Origin of the sequence: Micromonospora yasonensis, assembly GCF_026013475.1 — a bacterium.
In the GTDB taxonomy this organism is placed as follows: Bacteria; Actinomycetota; Actinomycetes; order Mycobacteriales; family Micromonosporaceae; genus Micromonospora; species Micromonospora yasonensis.
The window spans coordinates 1-23,277 of sequence record NZ_JAPDPH010000108.1 but is presented as its reverse complement, the minus strand read 5'-3'; the positions used below and the strand labels follow the sequence as shown (position 1 = coordinate 23,277).

General features: G+C 75.5%; 13 protein-coding genes. 10 read left to right on the top strand and 3 right to left on the bottom strand.

The window, feature by feature from the left end; genetic code table 11:
• The 3 genes from ONA70_RS21240 to ONA70_RS21230 all read left to right on the top strand — a co-directional run.
• The coding region (locus tag ONA70_RS21240) for a beta-ketoacyl reductase (RefSeq protein WP_265008222.1) at window positions 1-1,005 on the top strand (1,005 nt) is incomplete at its 5' end.
• Between the two features lie 35 nt (window positions 1,006-1,040).
• A complete protein-coding gene (locus ONA70_RS21235; protein ID WP_265008221.1) occupies window positions 1,041-5,225 on the top strand; it encodes a non-ribosomal peptide synthetase in 4,185 nt (1,394 codons plus the stop codon).
• A gap of 105 nt (window positions 5,226-5,330) precedes the next feature.
• A complete protein-coding gene (locus ONA70_RS21230) occupies window positions 5,331-6,785 on the top strand; it encodes an MFS transporter (RefSeq protein ID WP_265008220.1) in 1,455 nt (484 codons plus the stop codon).
• Between the two features lie 206 nt (window positions 6,786-6,991).
• On the opposite strand, the gene ONA70_RS21225 is transcribed toward ONA70_RS21230, so the two are convergent.
• Window positions 6,992-8,011, bottom strand: a complete 1,020-nt coding sequence (locus tag ONA70_RS21225; protein WP_265008219.1) for a helix-turn-helix domain-containing protein — start codon at window positions 8,009-8,011, stop codon at window positions 6,992-6,994.
• A 304-nt stretch (window positions 8,012-8,315) separates the two neighbouring features.
• On the opposite strand from ONA70_RS21225, the gene ONA70_RS21220 reads away from it, so the two are divergent.
• The 7 genes from ONA70_RS21220 to ONA70_RS21190 all read left to right on the top strand — a co-directional run bounded on the left by ONA70_RS21220 (window position 8,316) and on the right by ONA70_RS21190 (window position 19,023).
• Complete coding sequence (locus tag ONA70_RS21220) at window positions 8,316-9,518, top strand: NAD(P)/FAD-dependent oxidoreductase (protein WP_265008218.1); 1,203 nt, start codon at window positions 8,316-8,318, stop codon at window positions 9,516-9,518.
• A 71-nt stretch (window positions 9,519-9,589) separates the two neighbouring features.
• Window positions 9,590-12,985: a non-ribosomal peptide synthetase gene (locus ONA70_RS21215; protein ID WP_265008217.1), complete on the top strand. Its 3,396-nt coding sequence runs from the start codon at window positions 9,590-9,592 to the stop codon at window positions 12,983-12,985.
• Window positions 12,982-14,490 carry a GMC family oxidoreductase gene (locus ONA70_RS21210; RefSeq protein WP_265008216.1) on the top strand — a complete coding sequence of 503 codons (1,509 nt, stop codon included), beginning with the start codon at window positions 12,982-12,984 and terminating at the stop codon, window positions 14,488-14,490. Before ONA70_RS21215 ends, ONA70_RS21210 begins: the two co-directional genes overlap by 4 nt.
• Before the next feature lie 63 nt (window positions 14,491-14,553).
• Window positions 14,554-15,474 carry an ABC transporter ATP-binding protein gene (locus ONA70_RS21205; protein ID WP_265008215.1) on the top strand — a complete coding sequence of 307 codons (921 nt, stop codon included), beginning with the start codon at window positions 14,554-14,556 and terminating at the stop codon, window positions 15,472-15,474.
• Window positions 15,471-17,093 carry an ABC transporter permease gene (locus ONA70_RS21200; protein ID WP_265008214.1) on the top strand — a complete coding sequence of 541 codons (1,623 nt, stop codon included), beginning with the start codon at window positions 15,471-15,473 and terminating at the stop codon, window positions 17,091-17,093. Before ONA70_RS21205 ends, ONA70_RS21200 begins: the two co-directional genes overlap by 4 nt.
• A 146-nt stretch (window positions 17,094-17,239) precedes the next feature.
• Window positions 17,240-18,205: an ATP-binding cassette domain-containing protein gene (locus ONA70_RS21195; RefSeq protein ID WP_265008213.1), complete on the top strand. Its 966-nt coding sequence runs from the start codon at window positions 17,240-17,242 to the stop codon at window positions 18,203-18,205.
• Window positions 18,202-19,023, top strand: coding sequence for an ABC transporter permease (locus tag ONA70_RS21190; RefSeq protein WP_265008212.1), 822 nt, complete (start codon window positions 18,202-18,204; stop codon window positions 19,021-19,023). Before ONA70_RS21195 ends, ONA70_RS21190 begins: the two co-directional genes overlap by 4 nt.
• Here ONA70_RS21190 and ONA70_RS21185 read toward each other — a convergent pair.
• A complete protein-coding gene (locus ONA70_RS21185) occupies window positions 19,005-22,268 on the bottom strand; it encodes an AfsR/SARP family transcriptional regulator (RefSeq protein ID WP_265008211.1) in 3,264 nt (1,087 codons plus the stop codon). The genes ONA70_RS21190 and ONA70_RS21185 overlap by 19 nt on opposite strands.
• Before the next feature lie 74 nt (window positions 22,269-22,342).
• Window positions 22,343-23,277: SagB family peptide dehydrogenase (locus tag ONA70_RS21180; RefSeq protein ID WP_265008210.1), on the bottom strand; the 935-nt coding region annotated here is incomplete at its 5' end.

Sequence of the window (23,277 nt, the reverse complement as noted above, 5' to 3'; positions counted from 1 at the left end):
GGCGTCCGGCTGCGCTGCCTGGCCGTGGACGTGGCGGACGGCGACGCGCTGACCGCCGCGCTGGCCGGCCTCGCCGGCGACCTGCCGCCGCTGGCCGGGGTGGTGCACGCGGCCGGCGTCGTCGACGACGCGGCCCTGACCGAGCAGGGCTGGGACCGGTTCCGCCGGGTGCTCGACCCGAAGGTGCGGGGCGGCTGGCACCTGCACCGGGCGACGGAGGCGCTCGACCTGGACTTCTTCGTGCTGTTCTCCGCCTTCGGCGCCCTGGTCGGCTCCGCCGGGCAGGCCAACTACCTGGCCGCGAACGCCTTCCTGGACGCCCTGGCCCGGCACCGGCACGCGCGTGGCCTGCCGGCGACCAGCATCGGCTGGGGGCCGTGGGCCCAGGCCGGCATGGCCGTCGACCAGGACGTGCTGGGCCGGCTGGCCGCGCTCGGCCTGGACGCGCTGCCCACCGCCGAGGCGCTGGCCGCGCTGGACACGCTCCTCGCCCCGCCGGCCGGTGAGCCGACCGAGCCGGTGGTGGGGCTGGCCCGGGTGGACTGGCGCCGGTCGCTGGCCGCGGCCGGCCGGGCCCGGCCGTACCGGCTGCTGGCCGAGGTGACGCCGGCCGACCTCGCCGGCGCGGACGACGGCGCGACCGGGCCGGACCTGGCGGTGCTGACGCTGACCGACCCGGTGGCGGCCCGCGAGCTGGTGCTCGCCGGGCTGCTGGAACGGGTGGGGCTGCTGCTCGGACTCAGCGCCGCCGACCAGGAGGCGATCCGGCCCACCTTCGCCGGCACCCGGTTGAACGAGCTGGGCCTGGACTCGCTGACCACGGTCCGGCTGCGCCAGCGGCTGCTGGTCGACTACGCGGCCGACGTTCCGCCGGCGGACCTGTTCGGCGGCGGCACCGCGGCGGACGTGGCCGAGCTGATCTGCCAGCAGCTGACCCTGCGCAGTGTCGTCGCCGCCGATGACGACGACTTCGACGACGAGGACGCCGAGGTGCTGACGCTGTGAGCGCCGACGGTCCGACCTGGAGGAAGGGTGTTGCGGTGAGCGGAGCGGACGAGGGCGCGGTCGCCGCCCTGGTGGCCGACCTGGCCCGGAGCGACGTGCGGTTGAAGCTGGCCGGCGACGACCAGCTGAGCGTGAGCGCGCCGAAGGGACGCCTCTCGCCGGAGCTGCGCGAGCGGATCACCCGGCACCGGGCGGAGCTGATCGGCTGGCTGTCCCGGGGCCGGCGGGCCGCCGAACCGGCCGCGGCGCTGCCGGAGATCACCCCCGATCCGGCGGCCCGGCACGAGCCGTTCCCGCCGTCGGACATCCAGATGTCCTTCCTGGTGGGCAGCCGGGAGGGGCTGGAGTACCACGTCCGGCCGCACCAGTACATGGAGGTGGACTTCCCGGAGCTGGACCCGGACCGGTTCACCCGGGCGCTCAACGTGGCGGCCCGGCGGCACCGGCACAGCCTGGTCGTGGTCCGCGAGGACATGATGCTGGAGACGGTCCGCGACCCGGAGCCGATCCCGGTCGAGGTGGTCGACCTGCGCGGCCTCGACGAGGCCGGACAGCGGGCCGGCATCGAACGGACCCGGGCCGCCATGCAGCGCCGGGAGCTGCCACTGGACCGGTGGCCGTGGCTGGACGTCCGGCTCTCGGTGCTGTCCGGCGGCCGGGTCCGCATGCACTGGAACAACAACAACTTCTTCAGCGACGCCCCCGGCACCGGCCGGTTCCTCAAGGACCTGCTGCACTGCTACGACCACCCGGACCAGCCGCTGCCGGAGCTGGCGCTGAGCTACCGGGACTGCGTCCTGGCCCTCGCCGAGCTGGAGGAGTCGCCGCTGGGCCAGGCGTCGAAGCGGTACTGGCTGGACCGGATGGCCGACTGGCCGACCGCGCCGGAGCTGCCCCTCGCGCCCGGCTCGGACACCCGCCGCCGGTCCCGGCTGGAACGCCGGGAGCACGTGCTGTCGCCGGCCCGGTGGGCGGCGTTCACCCGCCGCGCCGCCGCCCGGGGGCTGTCCCAGACCAACGCCCTGTGCGCCGTGTACGCCGAGGTGCTCGCCGCGTGGAGCGGCTCCCGGCACTTCCTGATCAACAACATGAACACCCACCGGCTGCCGCTGCACCCGCAGATCGGCGACGTGATCGGCAACTTCTCCTCGCTCTACCCGCTCGAGGTGGACTGGCGGGCCGGTGGCCCGTTCCAGGAGCGGGCCCGCCGGTTGCAGGCCCAGGTGCTCTCGGACATGCAGCACGTCTACTGGAGCGGGGTCAAGGTGCTCCAGGCGGTCAACCAGCTGCGCCGCACCCCCGGCCGGGCGGTCTGCCCGTACGCGGTGGGCAGCGCGCTCTTCGTCGGGCAGACCGACCGGCCGGTGTACAGCCTGCTGGAGACCCCACAGGTGCTGCTCGACTGCGAGTTCTGGGAGCAGCGGGACGGCAGCATGTGGACGGTCTGGGACGTGCTGGAGGCGATGTTCCCGCCGGGCCTGATGGACGACATGCTGGCCGGTTACGGGGCGGTCCTCGACGCCCTCGCGGACAGCGACGAGGCCTGGGACCGGACGACGTTCGACCTGCTGCCGGCCACCGACCGGGAGCGCCGGGCCCGGCTCAACGCGCCCGGCACGCCGCCACCGCCGGGACTGCTGCACGCTCCCCTGGCCGGGCGGGCCGCCGGCCAGCCGAACCGGGCGGCGGTGGTCGCCGGGGACACGATCCTCGACTACGCCACCCTGTACGCGCGGGCCGGCCGGCTCGCCGCGACCCTGCGGGAGACCGGCGTACGGCCCGGTGACCTGGTCGCGGTCGCCACCGGCAAGGGGTGGCCGCAGATCGTCGCGGTGCACGGGGTGCTGCTGGCCGGCGGGGCGTACGTGCCGATCGACCCCGGCTGGCCGGCGGAGCGGATCGGCTGGCTGCTCGCCGACACCCGGGCGGCCGCCGTGGTCACCGACGCGGGCACCCGGGCGGCGCTCGCCGACGCCGGGCCGGTGCCGCTGGTCGTCGTCGAGGACGCCACCGGCGACGGCCCGGCGCTCGGGTACGCGCCGATGCGCGAGCCGGGCGACCTGGCGTACGTGATCTACACGTCCGGGTCGACCGGCCGGCCGAAGGGCGCGATGCTGGACCACCGCGGGCCGCTGAACACGGTGACCGACGTCAACGCCCGGTACGGCGTCACCGAGCGGGACGTGCTGCTCGGCATCTCCTCGCTCTGCTTCGACCTGTCGGTGTACGACGTGTTCGGCGCCGCCGCGGCCGGCGCCACCCTGGTCCTGCCCGACCCGTCCCGGCACGACCCGGCGTCCTGGCTGGCGCTGGCCCGGGACCGGCGGGTGACCGTGTGGAACTCGGTGCCGGCGCTCATGCAACTGCTCGTCGAGGAGGCCGAGACGACCGGGGTGCACCTGCCCGACCTGCGGCTGGTGCTGCTCAGCGGGGACTGGATCCCGGTAACCCTGCCGGACCGGATCCGGGCGGTCGCGCCGCACGCCCGGGTGGTCAGCCTCGGCGGGGCGACCGAGGCGTCCATCTGGTCGATCGCCCACCCGATCGAGCGGGTCGACCCGGACTGGGTGAGCGTGCCGTACGGGCGGCCGCTGACCAATCAGACCTGGTACGTCCTGGACGAGTTGGGCCGGGACGCGCCCACCTGGGTGCCCGGGCACCTGTACGTGGGCGGCGTCGGGGTGGCCCTGGGCTACCTCAACGACCCGGAGCGCACGGCCACCGCGTTCGTGTCGCACCCGGTGACCGGGGAACGGCTGTACCGCACCGGTGACCGGGGTCGCTACCTGCCCGACGGCACCATCGAGTTCCTCGGCCGGGCAGACTTCCAGGTGAAGATCCAGGGCTTCCGGGTGGAACCGGGCGAGGTGGAGCACGCGCTGCTGGAGCACCCGGACGTGGGCGGCGCGGCGGTGGTGGCCCGGACGTCCGGCTCCGGACGGCAGCTGGCCGCGTTCGTGGTCGGGCGGGACGGCCGGGACCGGCCGGACCCGGTGGCGGTCCGCGAGTTCCTCGCCGCCCGGCTCCCCGGCTACCTGGTACCCGCCCACGTGGTGGTCCGGGACGGGCTGCCGCTGACCGGCAACGGCAAGGTGGACCGGCGGGCACTGGAGACGGTCGACCTCGCCGACGGCGGCGGCGTTCGCCGGCACGTGCCGCCGACCACCCCGACCGAGGAGGCGCTGGCCGAGATCTGGCGGGAGATCCTCCAGGTGGACCGGCTCGGGGTCGAGGACGACTTCTTCGACCTGGGTGGACAGTCCTTCGCCGCGCTGCGGGTGGTCGGCCAGATCGCGCAGCGGCTGGGCCGGCGGGTGCCGCTGGGCGCGCTGCTGGAGCGGCGCACCGTGGCCGGGCTGGCCCGCTGGCTGGACACCGCCCCGGCGGACTGGTCACCGCTGGTCCGGCTCACCGGCGAACCCGGCGACACCGGGTCCCCGCCCTGGGTGCTGGTGCACCCGGCCGGCGGCGACGTGCTCTGCTACCGGGACCTCGCGGCCCGGCTGGACCGGGACTGCCTCGCCCTGCAGGCGCCCGGCCCGGCCGTCGGCCGGGAGCCGGTGGCCGACCTCGGCGAGCTGGCCCGGCTCTACCTGGCCGCGCTGCGCCGGGAACAGCCGCACGGCCCGTACCTGCTCGGCGGCTGGTCCTCCGGCGCGGTCATCGCCGCGGAACTGGCCCGGCAGCTGACGGAGGCCGGCGAGCGGGTACGGCACCTGGTGGTCGTCGACGCCCCCGCCCCGCTGGCCCCGCAGCGGGTGACCGACGCCGACGTCCCGCTGTGGTTCGTGGAGGACCTCGACCGGGGCTTCGACCCCGGCCAGATCACCGCCGAGCAGCGGCGCGAGCTGGCCGCGCTGCCCGCCGACGAGCGGCTGGACGGGGCGGTGCGGCTGGCCGCCAAGCAGGGTGTGCCCGTGGACGACCTGAGCGGCGGGACGCTCGCCGCCACGTACGCGGTGTTCGACGCGGTGGTGCGGGCCTGCGCCGGCCACCGGGCGGGCCGGATCGACGCCGACGTCACGGTGCTGCGGGCGCGCGACGGCCGGGTCAGCGAGTTCGCCGACCACCCGTACGGCGACCGCCCCGACTGGGGCTGGGCCGAGCTGACCGGAGGACGGCTGGTGAGCCGGCCGGTGCCCGGCACCCACCACACCGTGCTCACCGCCGTCGGCGTGGAGCAGGTCGCCGCCGCCCTGAACGAGGCGGCCCGCGGCTGATCCGAGGCCGCCGCTGCCGAACCGGCGGGCCGACCGGCCCGCCGTCCCCGACCCACCGCGCGACCGGCGCCGGTGGCCGACCCACCCGTGAAGAGGAGGTCCCCGGTGGCCCGCCAGTGGAAGGTCCTGCTGGTCACGTCCGTCGCCGTGATGATGGCGATGCTGGACGTGACGATCGTCAACGTGGCGCTGCCCGCCCTGGGGGCCGCCTTCCCGGACAGTTCGCTGAACGGCCTGTCCTGGGTGCTCAACGCGTACAACGTGGTGTTCGCCGCCGCGCTGATCCCGGCCGGCCGGCTGGCCGACCGGTGGGGCCGGCGCCGGGTCTTCCTCGCCGGGGTGGTGCTCTTCCTGGTCGGCTCGGCCGCGTGCGGGCTGGCCCCGGCGGTGGGCGTGCTGATCGCGGCGCGGTGCGTGCAGGCGCTCGGCGCGGCGGCCATCATGCCGACCTCGCTGGGCCTGCTGCTGCCGGAGTTCCCGGTGCAGCGCCGGGCCACCGCGATCGCGCTCTGGACCGCCACCGGCACGGTCGCCGGGGCCGCCGGTCCGTCCCTCGGCGGCGCGCTGGTGGCCTGGCAGGGCTGGCGGCTGGTGTTCCTGGTGAACCTGGCGATCGGCCTGCCCGGCCTGCTGGCCGCCGTCCGGGTGCTCCGGGAGACCCGGGACACCACGCCCGGACCGTTCCCCGACGTGGTCGGGGCGCTGCTGCTCGGCGGCGGCGTCGGCACCCTCGCCCTGGCGGTGGTACGGCTGCCGGACTGGGGAGCGACCTCGGCGGCGTTCGGCGGCACCCTCGCGGTCGGCGCGGCCCTGCTGGTCGCCCTGGCGGTACGGTCGGGCCGGCACCCGGCCCCGGTCATCGAGCCGGCGCTGGTGCGGATCCGCTCGTTCAGCGTCGCCAACCTCGGCTCGCTGGTCTTCGCCGCCGCGATGAACGCGCTGCTGCTGTGCAACGTGCTCTTCCTGACCCAGGTGTGGCGCTACGACAGCCTGGCCACCGGCGGCGCGCTGACCGCCGGCCCGGTCACCGCGGCCGCGTTGGCGCCGCTGGTCGGCCGGCTCGGCGACCGGTACGGGCCCCGGGCGGTGGCCCTGCCCGGCGGGTTGTTCTTCTGCGCCGGCGCGCTGCTGTTCGCCCGCGCCCCGGGCCAGCCGGACTTCCTCGCCGCCTTCCTGCCGGCGGCGGTGCTGATCGGTGCGGGCGCGGCGTTCAGCTTCCCCGGGTTCGGGCACGCGGCGTTCGCCGAGTTCCCCCGGGCCCGCTTCGCCACCGGGGTGGCCATCGCCTCGTGCCTGCGGCAGGTCGGCGCGGTCCTCGGCATCGCCGTGCTGATCACCGTGCTGGCCGACGGCAGCGGCGCGCCGCTGGCCGTGTTCCACCGCGCCTACCAGGTGCTCGCCGCCGGCGGGCTGCTCGCCGCCGGGGTGGCGCTCACCCTGGGCCGGGTGCACGCCCGGGACGTGGCGCACGTGCCGGCGGCCCAGCCCGCCACCGGTCCGGCCGACGGGGCGGCGCGGCCAGCAAGCGGCACACCTGCCCAGTCGACTACTCGCCCGTGAGCGCGGGGACTCCTGGAGATCTTGGACGGAAACGGCCCCCGTAGGGGCCGATTCGCACCAAGATCTTTTAGAGTCCCGCACGCCGGATTCTGCGAGCATGCGGATGATGTCTCGGCCGCGCCTCGCCCTCACCGCCGGCACCCTGCCGCTCGTCTCAGCTGCCGTGGTCGAACCAGGCCAGTCGCCAGGTTTCGCCACAGCGCGGTCTACCGGTTGGCCGGTGGCGCGGCCAGCCAGTGGCAGGGCTGCCCGCTGAACCAGGCCGTCCGCCAGGCGGTTCGCAGCGCGGCGACCAGCCGACCGCCGAGATCCGGGGTGGGCCGGCCGGTGATCGGGGCGGTGAGTCCGGCCGCCACGGCCGCCAGTTCGGTCCAGGTCGGCTCCGCCGGGGCGACCCGGACCTCGTGGCCGTGCTGGGCTGCCCAGTCGCGCACCGTCTGACGCCGGACGGTCTCCTCCCCGGCGGCGAGCACGTGCAGCCGCCGGTCCGGCCGACCGTCGGCGACCGCCAGGAAGTCGGCCAGCGACGGCGGCCCGCTCGCCCCCGGACGGGCGGGGGCGTGCCCGGGGGCGCTGAGCCCGTCTCGCGCGGCGGGACAGGCACCGGTCAGCGCCGCGATCACCGTGCCGGGACCGGCGATCCCCACGCCGGACACCGTCTCGGTCGGGCCGGCGGTCCCGACGCCGCACACCGACCCGGTCGGGCCGGCGGCGAGGACGAGCAGGCGGTCCCGCAGGCCGCAGTGCAGGCCGACCAGTTCCGCGCCGGCCAGGGCCAGGTCGGGCAGCCCGGGCAGGCGGAACGCGGCCGGCTCGGTCGGGCGCAGGCCCCAGCGCCGCCAGATCCGGGCCACCGTGCCGTTGGAGAGGCCCAGCGCGACGCCGAGCGCCCGGCTGGACCAGGCGCCGCCGGTGGACGGGATGGTGGTCAGCGTCCGCAGCACCACGTCGGCGTCCCGCACCCGGGGCCGGCGGCCGGGGCGAACCCGGTCGCGCAGGCCCGGCACCCCTTCCTCGGCGTACCGGCGTAGCCAGGTCGCCACGGTCGGCCGGGTGGTGGCCAGCCGACGGGCGGTTTCCGCGTACGACAGGCCGGAGGCGGCGGTGAGCACGATCGCCGCCCGCAGCGGTTCCCCGCCGCGGCGGTCGCCGCCGGACAACGAGACGAGAACCTTCCGGTCCTCGGGGGAAAGGGCGATCGCCCGTTCCTGAGCCGGTTGCCCCATTTATCCAACCCCCCGGACTAAAGTGCACCCATCGAGAGTGGACGGTATGGTCGGGTCAATTCGGCGGTCAATCGAGCCGATCCCGCTAGGGGGATTCCAACCTGGTCAGCCGGGACGATAAGGGGACCGGACCACACCCGGTAGGGGGGTCTTTCAGCGCTGAGTGACGACGTTCTCGCGGTACCCCGGAAATGCGCCCCACAAATTGATGTGTCGTAAATATCTTTACGTTTTCCGTATGGCTTTGGCGGCGGCGTACGTCGCACGATGGTGGCACCTGCTCGGCGGTTTTCGAGGAGTCCGCATGTACGACGTGATCGTCGTCGGTGCGCGCTGCGCCGGTGCCACCACCGCGATGCTGCTGGCGCGGGCCGGACACCGGGTGCTGCTGCTGGACCGCGCGAGTTTCCCCAGCGACACGATGTCCACCCACTACGTCCACCCGCCGACCATCGCCCGGCTGGCCGGCTGGGGCCTGCTGGACCAACTGCGCGCCACCGGCTGCCCGCCGCTCGAGGTGTCCCGCTGGACCCTCTCCGGGGTGCCGGTGACCGGTTGCGCGCCGGCCATCGACGGGATCCGGGCCGGCTACGGGCCGCGCCGCTTCGTGCTGGACACCCTGCTGGTCCGGGCCGCCGAGGCGGCCGGCGCCGAGCTGCGCGAGGAGTGCAACGTCAGCGACCTGCTCTGGGACGGCGACCGGGTGGTCGGGATCCGGGCCCGAGGGCCGCGCGGCGAGTTCACCGAGGGGGCCCGGGTGGTGATCGGCGCGGACGGGTTGGACTCGGTGGTGGCCAAGAAGGTGCAGGCACCGAAGTACGAGGCGGTGCCCTCGCTCTGCTGCGTCTACTACACCTACTGGAGCGGGTTCACCGCCGACTACGAGGTCTTCGTCGACCACCGCCGGCTGGTCGGCGCGGTGCCGACCAACGACGACCTCGTCATGGTCGTCGTGCAGGCGCCGCGCGAGGAGTTCGACGAGGTCCGCAAGGACATCGAGGGGTCGTACTTCCGCTCGCTGTCCCTCGCGGCGCCCAGCGTGCTGGAGCGGGTCCGGTCCGGCCGGCGCGAGGAGCGGTTCGTCGGCACCGGCCGGCTGCCGAACTTCTTCCGTCGCGGCAGCGGACCGGGCTGGGCGCTGGTCGGCGACGCCGGCTATCACAAGGACTCGATCGGGGCCAACGGGATCAGCGACGCGATCGGGCACGCCGCGCTGCTGGCCGAGCACCTGTCGCCGGCGCTGGCCGGGGAGCGGCCGGTGGACCGGGCCCTGGTCGACTACACCGTGCGGCGCGACCGGGAGTCCCTGCCCACCTACCACTTCAACCTCCAGGCGGCACGGCTGCGCCCGACCGACGAGCTGCTGGACGTGCTCCGGGCGATCCAGGGCCACCAGGAGCAGATGGACCGCTTCTTCGGCTTCATCTCCGGCATGTACGGCTGGACGGAGTTCGTCGACGGGGTCGCCGCCGCCCTGGGTGCCCCGGCCGGCCCCCCGGTCCGATGACCACCGTCCCCCCGCCGGCGGCCGCGCCGGCGCCCGTCCCGCCCCGACGACCCGACCTGGCAGGAGAGATCATGACGGCGCCTGACCTACTGTCCGAACTGCACCGGCGTGGTGTGCGGCTGCGCCTGGTCGACGACCGGCTGGACGTCCGGGCCGCCGCCGGCGCGCTCACCCCGCAACTGCGGGAGGAGCTGCGCGAGCACCGGGACGCGCTGGTCGCGCTGCTGCGCCGGATGTCCGACGGTGGGACCCCGCAGGAGATCGTGCCCCGGCCGCAGGAGCGGTACGAGCCGTTCCCGCTGACCGACATCCAGCACGCCTACTGGGTGGGGCGCAACCCGGCGTTGCAACTGGGTGGCGTCGCCACCCACTACTACTTCGAGCTGGACGGGGTCGACCTCGATCCGGCCCGGCTGGCGGCCAGCCTGCGCCAGGTGATCGACCGGCACGACATGCTGCGCGCGGTGGTCGACCCGGACGGGCGGCAGCGGATCCTGCCCGAGGTGCCCCCGTACGACCTGCCGGTGGCCGACCTGCGCGCGGCGCCCGACGACGAACGCCAGGCCGCGCTGGCCAAGACCCGGGCGGAGATGGGGCACCAGTTGCTGCCGCCAGAGCACTGGCCGCTGTTCGACCTGCGCGCCTCGCTGGTCGACGAGCGCCGCATCCGGCTGCACGTCAGCATCAACGTGCTGATCATGGACGCGTTCAGTCTCCAGCTGCTGTTCCGCGACTGGCGGCTGTTCTACACCGACCCGGACCGGACGCCCGAGCCGCTGCCCCTGTCCTACCGGGACTACGTGCTGGCCGAGGAGGCGGCGCGGGAGGGTCGCGAGTACCGGGCCGCCGACGCGTACTGGCGGGACCGGTTGGACACCCTGCCGCCCGCGCCGGCCCTGCCGCTGCGTACCGGCGCGGTCGGCGGGCCCGGCGGGGCGCCGGTGGAGTTCGTCCGGCGCAGCGCCCGGCTGCCCCGCCCGCTCTGGGACGCCCTCAAGGCCACCGCGCAGCGGTACGGGGTCACCGCGTCGGTCGCGGTGATGAGCGCGTACGCGGAGGTGCTGCGCACCTGGTCGCGGCAGGCCGACTTCACCCTCAACCTCAGCCTGTTCAACCGGCGGCCGCTGCACCCGCGGATCGGCGAGGTGATCGGGGACTTCACCTCGGTCACCCTGCTCGCCGCCACGGCGGTCGCCGGGGAGTCGTTCGCCGACCGGGCCCGCCGGCTCAACCGCCAGCTCGTGCAGGACCTGGAGCACTCCGCGTTCAGCGGGGTCCGGGTGCTGCGGGAACGGTCCCGGCGCCTCGGCGGCGGGCCGGGAGCGGCGATGCCGGTGGTGTTCACCAGCGCCCTCGCGCTCGGCGACCGGGAGAACCGGACGCCGGACTCGCGCTTCTTCGGCGAGTTCGGGTACGGGATCAGCCAGACCCCGCAGGTGTGGCTGGACCACCAGGTCACCGAGGAGAGCGGGGACCTCTGCCTGGACTGGGACGCGGTGGAGGCGCTCTTCCCGGCCGGGCTGCTCGACGACATGTTCGACAGCTACCAGGCCCTGCTGCGCCGGCTCGCCGAGGACGCCGGGGCGTGGGACGAGGCGGACGCCCCGGTGCCACTGCCGGCCCGTCAGCTGGAGCAGCGGCGACGGGCCAACGAGACGGCCGCCGACCTGCCCGCGCGTACCCTCTGCGATTTGGTCGAGGAGCGCGCCGCCGGGCAGCCCGACGCGGTCGCGGTGATCACACCGGACGGCGAGCTGACCCACGGCGAGGTGGTCGACCGGGCCCGCCGGCTGGCGGCCCGGCTGCGCGACCTGGGCGCGGGCGCCGGCCAGCTGGTGGCGGTGGTGCTGGACCGCTGCGCCGAGCAGGTGCCCGCCGTGCTGGGGGTGACCCGGGCCGGGGCCGCGTACCTGCCGATCGAGCCGGCCTGGCCGGACGCGCGCCGGGCCGACCTGCTCGACCAGGGCGGGGTGCGGATCGTGGTGACCACGGCGCGGCTGCGCGACGAGCTGGCCTGGCCGGCCGGGCTGCGGCTGGTCACCCTGGACGACCCCGAGGTGCGCGCCGCCGACCCGGCCGCGGCCGGGCCGGGTCCGTCCCCGGACGACCTGGCGTACGTCATCTTCACCTCGGGCTCGACCGGGCGGCCGAAGGGCGTGATGATCGACCACCGGGGCGCGGCCAACACCGTGCAGGACGTCAACGTCCGGTTCGGCGTCACCCCGGCGGACCGGGTGCTGGGACTGTCCGCGCTCAGCTTCGACCTGTCCGTCTACGACGCGTTCGGTGCCCTCGCGGCCGGGGCCGCCGTGGTGCTGCCGGCGCCGGCCCGGGCCGCCGACCCCGAGCACTGGGGCGACCTGGTCCGCCGGCACCGGGTCACGGTCTGGAACTCGGTGCCGGCGCTGATGCAGGCCTGGGTGGACGCGCCGGCCGCGCACCCCGACCCGGCGGAGTCGGCGCTGCGGGTGGTGCTGCTCAGCGGTGACTGGATCCCGGTACGGCTGCCCGACGCGATCCGGGCCCGGCACCCGCGCGCGGCGGTGCACAGCCTGGGCGGCGCGACGGAGGCGTCGATCTGGTCGATCACCTTCCCGATCGGCGTGGTCGGCGCCGACTGGACGAGCATCCCGTACGGGCGCCCGATGGCGAACCAGACCATGCACGTGCTGGACGGCCGGCTCAACCCGTGCCCGGTGTGGACGCCGGGCGAGCTCTGGATCGGCGGCACCGGGGTGGCCCTGGGCTACTGGGCCGACCCGGTCCGCACCGGGGAACGCTTCGTCCGGCACCCGCGGACCGGCGAGCGCCTGTACCGCACCGGCGACCTCGGCCGGTGGCTGCCGGACGGGACCATCGAGTTCCTCGGCCGCGACGACGACCAGGTGAAGCTGAACGGCTTCCGGATCGAGCTGGGCGAGATCACCGCGGCGCTGTCCCGGCAGCCGGGGGTGGCCGAGGCGGTGACCGTGGTGGACACCAACCCGGGCACCGGCCGCCGCCAGCTCGTCGGGTACGTGGTACCGGCCGACCCGGCCGTGCCGGTGCCCGCCGAGGCGCTGCGCGCCGGGCTGGCCCGGGTGCTGCCCGAGTACATGGTCCCGCACCACTACCGGGCACTGGACCGGATCCCGCTGAGCGCGAACGGCAAGGTGGACCGGGGCGCGCTGCCGCCGCCCTGGACCGAGCCGGACCCGGCCGGGCACCGCGCCGCCCCGGGCGACGACGTGGAACGGACGATCCTGGCGATCTGGCAGGAGGCGCTGGGCCGCGACGACTTCGGGGTCGAGGACAACTTCTTCGAGCTGGGCGCCGACTCGCTGCACGCGGTGCGGATCCTGGGCCGGCTGCGCGAGGAGTTCGGCATCGAACCGGACGCCGACGAGGGCCTGCCGATGCTCTTCGACAGCCCGACCGTGGCCGAGCTGGCCGAGACCGTCCGCGGCCTGCTGCGGGAGCAGGGGTGACCACCGGCTGGGACGACATCGTGGTGGGCGCCGGCTCGGCCGGCGCCACCCTGGCCGCCCGCCTCGCCGAGCAGGCGGGGCGGCGGGTGCTGCTGATCGAGGCCGGCCCGGACCGGTCCGGCGGGGACGGCGGCCCGGAGCAGCTCGGCCGGCCCACCCTGTCCGGGCTGAACTGGGAGTACGAGACCGCGGACGGGGAGCGGCCGGTCCCCTACCGGGTGGGCCGGGTGGTGGGCGGCTCGTCGGCGGTGAACGGCGCGATCGCGCTGCGCGGGCTGCCCGCCGACTTCGACGAGTGGGCCGCCGCCGGCAACCCGGAGTGGGCCTGGTGGAAGGTGCTGCCGTACTTCGTGCGGATGGAGACCGACCACGACGTGACCGGGCCGGAGCACGGCGACCGGGGGCCGGTCCCGATCCGCCGGCTGACCGCCACCACGCCGATCAGCGACGCCTTCGTGGACGCGTGCCGGCAGCAGGGCCTGCCGCCGGTGGCGGACCTGAACGCCGCCCCGACCCCGGGGGTGGGGCCGCTGCCGACGAACTCGCGGCAGGGCCGCCGGATGGGCGCCGCCGAGACGTACCTGGCCGCCGCGCGGGGCCGACCGAACCTGACCGTCTGGCCGGACGCCACGGTGCTGCGGCTGCTCGGCGACGGGTCCCGGGTCACCGGGGTCGAGGTGCGCCGGGCCGGGCGGACCGCCCGGGTCGGGGCCGACCGGATCACGCTCAGCGCCGGCGCGGTGAACACCCCGTTGCTGTTGCAGCGCTCCGGCATCGGGCCGGCGGACCGGCTCGCCGCTATGGGCGTACGCCCCTGGGTGGACCTGCCGGGGGTCGGCGCGAACCTCAGCGACCACCCGCTGCTGGGCATCTGGACGGTGCCCCGGGCCGGGCTGTGCCGGGCCGGCGACCCGTGGCACTCGGTGGTGGCGCGGGCGGCCAGCGACGGCGTCGACCCGGACCTGATGGTCTTCCTCAACTGCAACGTCGCCCCGGAGGACGTGCCCACGCTCGGGCCGATGCTGCGCGGGCGGCCCGGCGTGTCGGTGGCGGTGATGCTGATGAGCACCGACTCGCGGGGCAGCGTCGGGCTGCGGGACGCGGCCCCGGACAGCCCACCGGAGATCCGGCTCAACCTGGCCCGGGAGCCCCGCGACGAGCAGCGGCTGATGATCGGGACCCGGCTGATCTGGTCGCTGCTGCGGGCGCCGGCGATGAGCGGGCTGCTGGAGCGGGTGCTGCTCTGGACCGACCGGATGGTGGCCGAGGAGCCGCTGCTGCGCCGCGCGGTACGGACCTTCGTGGCGCCGTCCTGGCACCCGACCGGCACGGCCCGGATGGGCCCGGCCGACGACCCGGGCGCGGTGGTCGACCAGTTCCTGCGGGTGCACGGGGTGGACGGGCTGCGGGTGGTGGACGCCTCGGTGCTGCCCGCCGTGCCCCGGGCCACCCCCAACCTGACCTGCGTGATGCTGGGCGAACGGGCGGCCGACTGGATGACCTGATCCGGTGACCGGCTGACAGCGATCTGTGCGACGTCTGCCAGCAACGGTTGCGAACCTCGCCGCATGAGTGACGCCTTCCAGGCCCAGGGCCTGGTCAAACGATTCGGCAAGACGGTGGCGCTGGACGGCATCGACCTGTCCGTGCGCACCGGCGAGGTGCACGGTTTCCTGGGCCCCAACGGCGCGGGCAAGACGACCACGATCCGGGTCCTGCTCGGCCTGCTGCGGGCCGACGCGGGCACGGTGCGGCTGCTCGACGGCGACCCCTGGCGGGACATCACCCGGCTGCACAAGCGGCTGGCGTACGTGCCGGGCGACGTGAGTCTGTGGCCGCGGCTCTCCGGCGGGGAGACCATCGACCTGCTCGGCCGGCTGCGCGGCGGGCTGGACCCGGCCCGCAAGGCCGATCTGCTCGACCGCTTCCAGCTCGACCCGCGCAAGAAGGGCCGGGCCTACTCGAAGGGCAACCGGCAGAAGGTGGCCCTGGTCGCGGCGTTCGCCTCGGACGTGGAGCTGTTCATCCTGGACGAGCCCACCTCCGGTCTCGACCCGCTGATGTCCGAGGTGTTCAGCCAGTGCGTGAGCGAGGTCCGCGCGCAGGGCCGCACCGTGCTGCTGGCCAGCCACATCCTCGGTGAGGTGGAGAAGCTCTGCGACCGGGTCAGCATCATCCGCTCCGGGCGGATCGTGGAGACCGGCTCGCTGAGCGACCTGCGCCACCTGACCCGCACCACCATCCACGCCCGGCTGGGCCGTCCGGCCGACGGCCTCGGCCAGCTGCCCGGCACCCACAACGTCACCGTGGACGGCGACCGGGTCACCCTCCAGGTCGACCCGGACGCGCTGCCGGAGGTGCTGCGCCGCCTCGGCGAGCACGAGGCGCGCGAGCTGGTCAGCCAGCCGCCCACGCTGGAGGAGCTGTTCCTGCGCCACTACGACGTCGGCCCGCACCACAACAGCGACGAGAAGGTCGGTGCCCGATGAGTGAGCTGGTCGGCACGTGGCGACTGGCCCGGCTCGCCCTGCGCCGGGACCGGATCGGCCTGCCGGTGTGGGTCCTGCTCGCGATCAGCCTCGCCGCCGGTCCGGCCGGGTCGCTCGCCGACGCGTACGCCACGGCGGAGAAGCAGCGCGAGTACGCCGAAGGGGTGGGCAGCAACCCGGCGGCCGCGGTGTTCAGCGGGCCGAGCCTGGGCGTCGAGCACCTCGGCGGCATCGTGGTCAAGGAGAGCGCGGTCTGGGTGCTGCTGCTGGTGGCGATCACCAGCATCATGCTGGTGATCCGCTACACGCGCACCGAGGAGGAGAGCGGCCGGGCCGAGCTGGTCACCGCCGCCGCCGTCGGCCGGCACTCCCGGCTGGCCGCCGCCCTGCTCGTGGTCGGCGTCGCCGACCTGCTGATCGGGCTGGGCGCCGCGGCAGGCCTGATGGGGGCCGGGCTGTCCGGCGCCGGCTCGCTGGCGTACGGGCTGGGCGTCACCATGGTCGGCTGGGTCTTCGCCGCCGTCGCGGCGGTGACCGCGCAACTGGTGGAGGCCGCCCGCACCGCGAACGGGATCGCGCTGGCCGTCTTCGGCGCCACCTTCCTGCTGCGCGGCATCGCCGATTCCGCGTCGGTGGCGAACGACGGCACCGGAGGTGTCCGGCTGCTCGCCTGGGCCTCCCCCACCGGCTGGTTCTACCAGCTCCGGCCGTACGCCGGGGAGCGCTGGTGGGTGCTCGGGCTGGCCGTGCTGACCGGCGCGGTGCTCAGCGGTGTCGCGGTCGCGCTGAGCCAGCGGCGGGACATCGGCGCGGGCCTGCTGGCGGCGCGGCTCGGACCCCCGGACGCCAAGCCCGGGCTGGCCACCCCGCTCGCCCTGGCCTGGCGGCTGCAGCGCAGCGGCCTGATCTCCTGGGCGGCCGGCGTGGCGGTCGGCGGTGCGGTGCTCGGCTCGCTGGCCCACGACATCACCGACATGGTCGGGCAGAACGCCACCGCCGCCAAGGCGATCCGTCAGCTCGGCGGCGCGGACGTGCTGGTCGACAGCTACCTGGTCTGGGTGCTGCGGATCCTCGGCCTGGCCGCCGCCGCGTATGCCGTCTCGGCGGTGCTGCGGCTGCGCTCCGAGGAGTCCGGGCTGCGGGCCGAGCCGGTGCTCGCCGCCGCGGTGACCCGCACCCGGTACGCCCTCAGCCACGTGCTGGTGGCGGTGTTCGGCGTGGTGGTGCTGCTGCTCACCGCCGGCCTGGTGGTCGGGCTGGTGCACGGGGCACGCTCCGGGGACGTGGGCGGCGAGCTGCCCCGGATCCTCGGCGCGGCGCTGGTGCAGCTGCCCGCCGCGCTGCTGCCGGCCGCGCTGGCCGCGGCCCTGTTCGGGCTGCTACCCGGTGCCACGATGGTGGGCTGGCTGTTCGTCGGGGTGATCCTGCTGATCGCCCAGCTCGGCCCGGTGCTGGAGCTGAACCAGTGGGTGATGGACGTCTCCCCGTTCACCCACCTGCCCCGGCTGCCCGGCGGCGACGTGACCGCGATGCCGCTGGTCTGGCTCGGGGCGCTGGCGCTGCTGCTGGGGGCGGCCGGCCTGGCCACCTTCCGCCGGCGGGACCTGGACACCGCCTGATCCCTGCCCACCCCCCGATCGGGGCCGTGGCCGACTCCCGAGGTCGGCCACGGCCCCGTACCACGTCCGTGCCCCGTGGGCACGACGACGGAGGGTGACAGCGATCTGTGCGGGCTCTGCCAGCGGCCGCTGACAGCATCGACGACATGCGGTACGGATTCCAGGCCGAGGCCCTCGTCAAGCGTTTCGGCACGAACACAGCGCTCAACGGCGTCGACTTCGCGGCCCGCCCCGGCACGGTACTGAGCGTGCTCGGCCCCAACGGCGCGGGCAAGACCACGGCGGTACGGATCCTCGCCACCCTGCTGCGTCCGGACTCGGGCACGGCCATGGTGGGCGGGGTGGACGTGGTGCGCCAGCCGGCCCGGGTGCGCCGGCTGATCGGCATCGCCGGGCAGGACACCTCGGTCGACGAGGATCTGACCGGCACCGAGAACCTGGTGCTCATCGGCCGGCTGCTCGACCTGCGCAAGGCCGAGGCGACGGCCCGGGCCACCGAGCTGCTGGAACGGTTCGAGCTGACCGAGGCGGCCGGCCGCCGGGTGGGCACCTACTCCGGTGGCATGCGGCGGCGGCTCGACCTGGCCGCCAGCATGATCGGCCGGCCCTCGGTGATCTTCCTCGACGAGCCGACGACCGGGCTCGACCCGGCCAAGCGGGAGGAGGTCTGGCGGATGATCCGGACGATGGCCGGCGACGGCACCACCGTCCTGCTCACCACGCAGTACCTGGAGGAGGCGGACACGCTCTCCGACGACATCGTCGTCCTCGGCCAGGGCAAGGTCATCGCCAACGGCAGCCCGGACGAGCTGAAGCAGATCGTCGGTGGGCAGGCCATCCAGGTGCGCGTGGCCGACCTGGCCCAGGCGAGCGAGGCGGCGGCCATCCTCGGCAGCGTCGCCGGGCACGTGCCCGACCAGATCGGTCCCGGCGTGCTCACCGTCCCGGTGGTCGGCGACTCCGCGTTCACCGAGGTGGTCCGCCAGCTCGCCGCGGCGAACATCGCGGTCACCGAGCTGTCCCTGCGGCTGCCCAGCCTGGACGAGGTGTTCTTCACCCTCACCGGCCGGCACACCGCCGAGCCCGAGCGCGAACAGGAGGTGGCGGCGTGACCGCGACCAGTGTCCCCAGCCAGTCCGCCGGCACGGTGACCGAGCCGGCCAAGCGCCCGTACGGGCTGCTCCGGCACAGCTTCGCGCTGGCCGGGCGGAGCCTGATCAAGGTGCGCCGAACCCCGGAGGGGCTCGCCCACGCGGTGCTCATCCCGGTGATCTTCCTGGTGATGTTCGTCTACCTGTTCGGCGGCGCCGTCTCCGGCAACACCAAGAACTACCTGCAATTCATCTTCCCGGCGGCGCTGGTGATGACGGTGATCATCTCCGGCATCATGATCACCGGCGTGAGCCTGAACGCGGACATCCGCACCGGCGTCTTCGAGCGGTTCCGCAGCCTGCCCATCGGCCGGTCGGCACCGCTGATCGGCTCGGTCCTCGGTGACCTGATCCGGTACGTGATCTCGCTGGTCACCGTGTTCGCGTTCGGCTACCTGCTCGGCTTCCGGGTGGAGACCGGATTCCTCCAGGCCCTCGCGGCCGGCGCGCTGACGGTCTTCTTCGGCTTCTGCCTGAGCTGGGGTTACGTGCTGGCCGGCGTGGTGTCCCGGGACGCCGCCGGAGTGCAGGGCATCGTCACGCTGACCATGTTCCCGCTCGCCTTCGGCACCAACATGGTGGCGCCCACCGACACCCTGCCCGGCTGGCTCCAGGCCTGGGTCAAAATCAACCCGGCCAGCCACGCCATGGAGGCGTGCCGGGGCCTGCTGCTCGGCGGGCCGGTGGCCGGCCCGGTGATGCGCACCCTGCTCTGGTCGGTCGGGCTGCTGGCGTTTTTCATGCCGCTGGCGGTACGCGCCTACCGACGGCGTACCTGAGCGTCGATGAGGGCGAGGGCGTCGGCCCGGTCCCGGGCCCGCCCTCGCTCGACGGCGGCGGCATGCACCTCCCCGCCCAGCACGCCGGCGAGCCGACGGCCCAGCTCGGTCGCGTCGGGGTGGAACGAGTCCGGGCCGCGGTGCAGGGCGCTGGCCGCCCCGAGCAGTTCCGCCGCCAGCTCCGCCTCGCCGGAGGCCAGGCACGCCGCCGCGGCGGCCACCCCGATCTCCGCCAGCACCGGCACGTAGCCCGGCTCGGCGGCCAGGGCGAACGCGGCGGCCAGGTGCTCCCGGGCCGCCGCCAGGTCTTCCCGGGCCACCGCCAGCTGCGCCGCGGCGCAGCTGTGCATGGACCGGTACAGCGCCGCGTCGAAGGTGATCCGCTCCAGGTCGGCGCGGGCCCGGTCGTACGCCCGCGCCGACTCGTCCAAGGCGCCGTCGTAGCGGGCGAGGTGGCCCAGCCAGAGGTGGGCCAGCACCAGGTAGCGGGCGGCGACCGGCCGGGCCGCGGGGGCGACCAGCGTGCGCAGCTCGTCCCGGGCCCGCGACAGGTCGCCGTGCCAGATCAGCGCGACGGCGAGCAGGACGCGCTGGAGCGCGGCGTCGGCGGTCGGGTCGAGCGTGTGCAGCAGGGTGGCCGCCTCCTCGGCGGCCGCCATCGCCACCGGGAAGTCACCGAGCACCAGGTGGACGTGCGCCTCGAAGGTGAGCGCCATGGCCAGGCCCCAGCGGTCCCCGGTCTCCCGGAACGCGGCCGCCGCATCCGCCAGGTCGGCCCGCATCGCGGCGGTGTCCCCGTCCTGGCCGTGCAGCAGCGCCCCCATCAGCATGAGCGTGCCGCGCGCCCACGGGTCGGGGTGGCTGCGCAGTCGGGCGATGGCCGCCAGGCCGGCGGCGACGTCCTCGTGGAGGAAGGCCAGCGCCGGGTCGAGCAGGACGGCGACCGGGTGGTCGTCCGGGCCGTCGCGGTCGGGCAGGCGGGCCAGCAGGGCCTCGATCGGGAGATCCCCGCCGACCCGGCCGCCGGTGAGCACGGTGTTGAACAGGTAGGCCGCGGTGGCCACCCGGCGCGCCGCGGGCGGCGCCTCGCCCGGCAGTTCGAGCACCGCCCGCAGCCAGGCGGCCGCCTCGGCGTGGTTGCCCTGCACCGTCCAGAGCGGACTGACCGCGGCGGCCAGCCGGACCGCGACCGCCGCGTCGCCGGTGTCACAGGCGAAGTGGAACGCGGCCAGCACGTTCTCCCGCTCCGCGGCCAGCCGGGGCAGCCATTCGAGCTGCTCCGGCCCGCGCAGCCGGGGCTCGGCCCGCTCGGACAGCTCCAGGAAGTACTGGGCGTGCGCCCGCCGGGCGGCGGCCACCTCGTCCTCCTCGGCCAGCCGCTCCAGACCGTACTCCCGGATGGTCTCCAGCATCCGGTAGCGGGGCCGGGGGCCGTCCAGCCGCTGCAGCAGCGACTTGTCGACCAGGGCGGCGAGCAGGTCCAGCGCGGCCGGCGCGATCGCCGGGGACAGTTCGCAGAGGCGGGTCGCGCTCTCCGGGGTGACCGCGCCGGGGAAGACCGCCAGCCGCTGCGCCAGCCGGCGCTCGTCGGACTCCAGCAGGTCCCAGCTCCAGGCGACCACGGCACGCAGCGTGCGGTGCCGGGGCATGGCCGTGCGGCTGCCTCCGGTGAGCAGCCGGAACCGGTCGGAGAGCCGGTCGGCCAGTTCCTCCACCGGCAGCGTCCGGGTGCGGGCGGCGGCCAGTTCGATGGCGAGCGGTAGGCCGTCCAGCCGCCGGCAGACCTCCACCGCGGCGGCGACGTTGGCGTCGGTGACCACGAAGCCGGGGCGGACCGCGGCCGCCCGGTTGACGAACAGCTGCACGGCCGGGGACTCGACGGCCTCGGCGAGGGTGGCCGCCGGGGCGGGCAGGGCCAGCGGCGGCACCGGACAGAGCGCTTCGCCGACGATGCCCAGCGGCTCGCGGCTGGTGGCCACGACCCGCAGCGCGGGGCAGCGGCCGAGCAGCTCGTCGACCAGCCGGGCGGCGGCGTCCACCAGGTGCTCGCAGTTGTCCAGCACCAGCAGCGCCGGTGCCACCGAGAACGCCTCGACCAGCTGGTCGAGCAGGTCGCGCGGCGCGGGCCCCTCGAGCAGGCCGGCCTCGCGCAGGCCGAGCGCCCGGACCACCACCTGCGGCACGTCGTCCGGGTCGGTGACGGCGGCCAGCTCGACCAGCCAGGCGCCGCCGGGGTGGGCGTCGGCCAGCGATCCGGCGAGGGTGGTGGCCAGCCGGGTCTTGCCGGCGCCGCCGGGCCCGACCAGGGTCACCAGCCGGCCGTCCCGGAGCTGGTCGGCGACGCGGCGCAGCTCGGCGTCCCGGCCGACGAAGGTGGTCAGCGGGGCCCGCAGGTTGCCCGGCCGGGCGACCGGGCGTTCCGCCGGGGCGGCCGGGCCGGCGGCGGCCGGCGCACCGGTCGGCGGCGGGGTGGCGTCGGTCGGGGCGAGTGGGGCGGCGGCCGGGGTCAGCGCCGGGTCCCGGCGGAGCATGGCCACGTGCAGGTCGCGGACCCGGGGGGACGGGTCGACGCCGAGTTCCTCGGCGAGCCGGGACCGGAAGTCCTCGTAGGAGCGCAGCGCCTCGGCCTGCCGGCCGGTGGCGTAGAGGGCGTTCATCAGCAACGCCCGGCTGCGCTCCCGCAGCGGGTGCCGGGCAGCCAACTCCTCCAGCTCGGCGACGATCTGATCGGCCCGGCCGGAGACCAGGTCGGCCTCGGCCCGGTCCTCCAGCGCGGAGAGCCGCAGCTCCTCCAGCCGGGCCGCGGCCGCGGCCGCGTACCGGGTGTCGGTGGCGTCGGCGAGGGCCGGGCCGCGCCACAGCGACAACGCCTCGCCAAGGCAGGTCGTCGCGGTGGCCGGGTCGCCCGCCCGCAGCGCCCGCTGACCCTCCCGCGCCAGCCGCTCGAACCGATACGCGTCGACCGCCTCCCGGGGCAGCTCCAGCCGGTAGCCGCCGTGCGCCGAGTGCAGCGCGGAGGTGACCGGCAGCGCCCGCCGCAGCCGGGACACCAGCGACTGGACGGCGTTCGTCGGGTCGGTGGGGGCGCTGTCCGCCCAGAGCGCGTCGCTCAGCGCCTCCACGGTCACCGTGCGGCCGACCTCGAGGGCGAGCAGGATCAACAGCCGGCGCAGCCGTGCCCCGCCGATCTCGACCTGTCGCCCGTCGGCGGCCACCGTGAGCGGCCCGAGGATGCCCACCTGCATGCGGCCCATCATCTCACCGGGCACCGACGCGGCGACGAAACGTCGGTGTCGCGGCGGGGCGTCCGCCGGTGACCTCACCCTGAGGCGGCCGGCGTCGACACCCGGCCGACCAGGTACGTGTAGAGGACCGCGGAGTTCACCCCGTCCAGGCCGAGGGCGGCGTGCAGCGCGTCGTCGTAGAAGCCGCAGAGCCCCACGCTGGACAGTCCCAGCCCGGTGGAGACCAGGGAGAGGTTCTGCGCCACGTGCCCGCCCTCCAGCAGCACCAGGCGGTAGGACCGCAGGCCGTAGTGCAGCCGCTGGTAGGTCAGGTCGGCGACCAGGAAGAGCCAGACCGGACACCCGGCCGCGTCGATCTTGCCGCCGGCCTTGGTGGCGGGCAGCCGGGGGTCGGTCGCCGGCACCGCGGGGATGAGCTCGCCGGTCAGGTCTCGGGCGTCGAGCGGAAGCAGCGCGTGCGCGTCGGGGTCGTGCAGGTAGAGGCCGCGCGGCACGCCCTGCACGTCGTGGCAGTAGGCCAGTAGCCGCACCGGGTAGCGGTTGCCGCCGCTGGGGTGCGGCCGGACCCGCAGCGGCGCCTCCGCGCCGTCCATGGTCTTCTCCCCGGTGACCGCGGCGGAATGGTAGAGCAGCCGGCCCAGCTCGTCGGCGGTGAGCGGCCCGGCGTACGTGCCGTACGCGCTGCGCCGGGCGAGCAGCACCTCGGCCAGCCCGGGCAGGTCGGCGCCCGGCCCGGCCAGCGGCAGCGGCGCCCCGCGCACGGGCAGCGGCTGCCGGCCGTCGGTGCCGGCGCCGACCAGGTCCGGCATCTGGTCGAGGATCGTGGCCGGCGCGTACTTGGCCTGCTCGTGCAGCCGGCGGTCGAGGGCCTCCGGGCCGTCGGCGAAGAACGGGCCGCGGGGTGCCGTCCGGAGCACGGCGAGGGAGACCAGCCAGGCCGCCTGGGCCCGTTCGGCCGGGGTGAGGCCGATCCGCTCCTGGTGCCGCGCGACCAGCCGCCGGAAGACCG

Coding starts and splice junctions, on each gene's coding strand:
- ONA70_RS21205 (WP_265008215.1), top strand. CDS start 14,554: ATGAGTGACGCCTTCCAGGCCCAGGGCCTGGTCAAACGATTCGGCAAG.
- ONA70_RS21200 (WP_265008214.1), top strand. CDS start 15,471: ATGAGTGAGCTGGTCGGCACGTGGCGACTGGCCCGGCTCGCCCTGCGC.
- ONA70_RS21185 (WP_265008211.1), bottom strand. CDS start 22,268: ATGCAGGTGGGCATCCTCGGGCCGCTCACGGTGGCCGCCGACGGGCGA.
- ONA70_RS21225 (WP_265008219.1), bottom strand. CDS start 8,011: ATGGGGCAACCGGCTCAGGAACGGGCGATCGCCCTTTCCCCCGAGGAC.
- ONA70_RS21215 (WP_265008217.1), top strand. CDS start 9,590: ATGACGGCGCCTGACCTACTGTCCGAACTGCACCGGCGTGGTGTGCGG.
- ONA70_RS21220 (WP_265008218.1), top strand. CDS start 8,316: ATGTACGACGTGATCGTCGTCGGTGCGCGCTGCGCCGGTGCCACCACC.
- ONA70_RS21195 (WP_265008213.1), top strand. CDS start 17,240: ATGCGGTACGGATTCCAGGCCGAGGCCCTCGTCAAGCGTTTCGGCACG.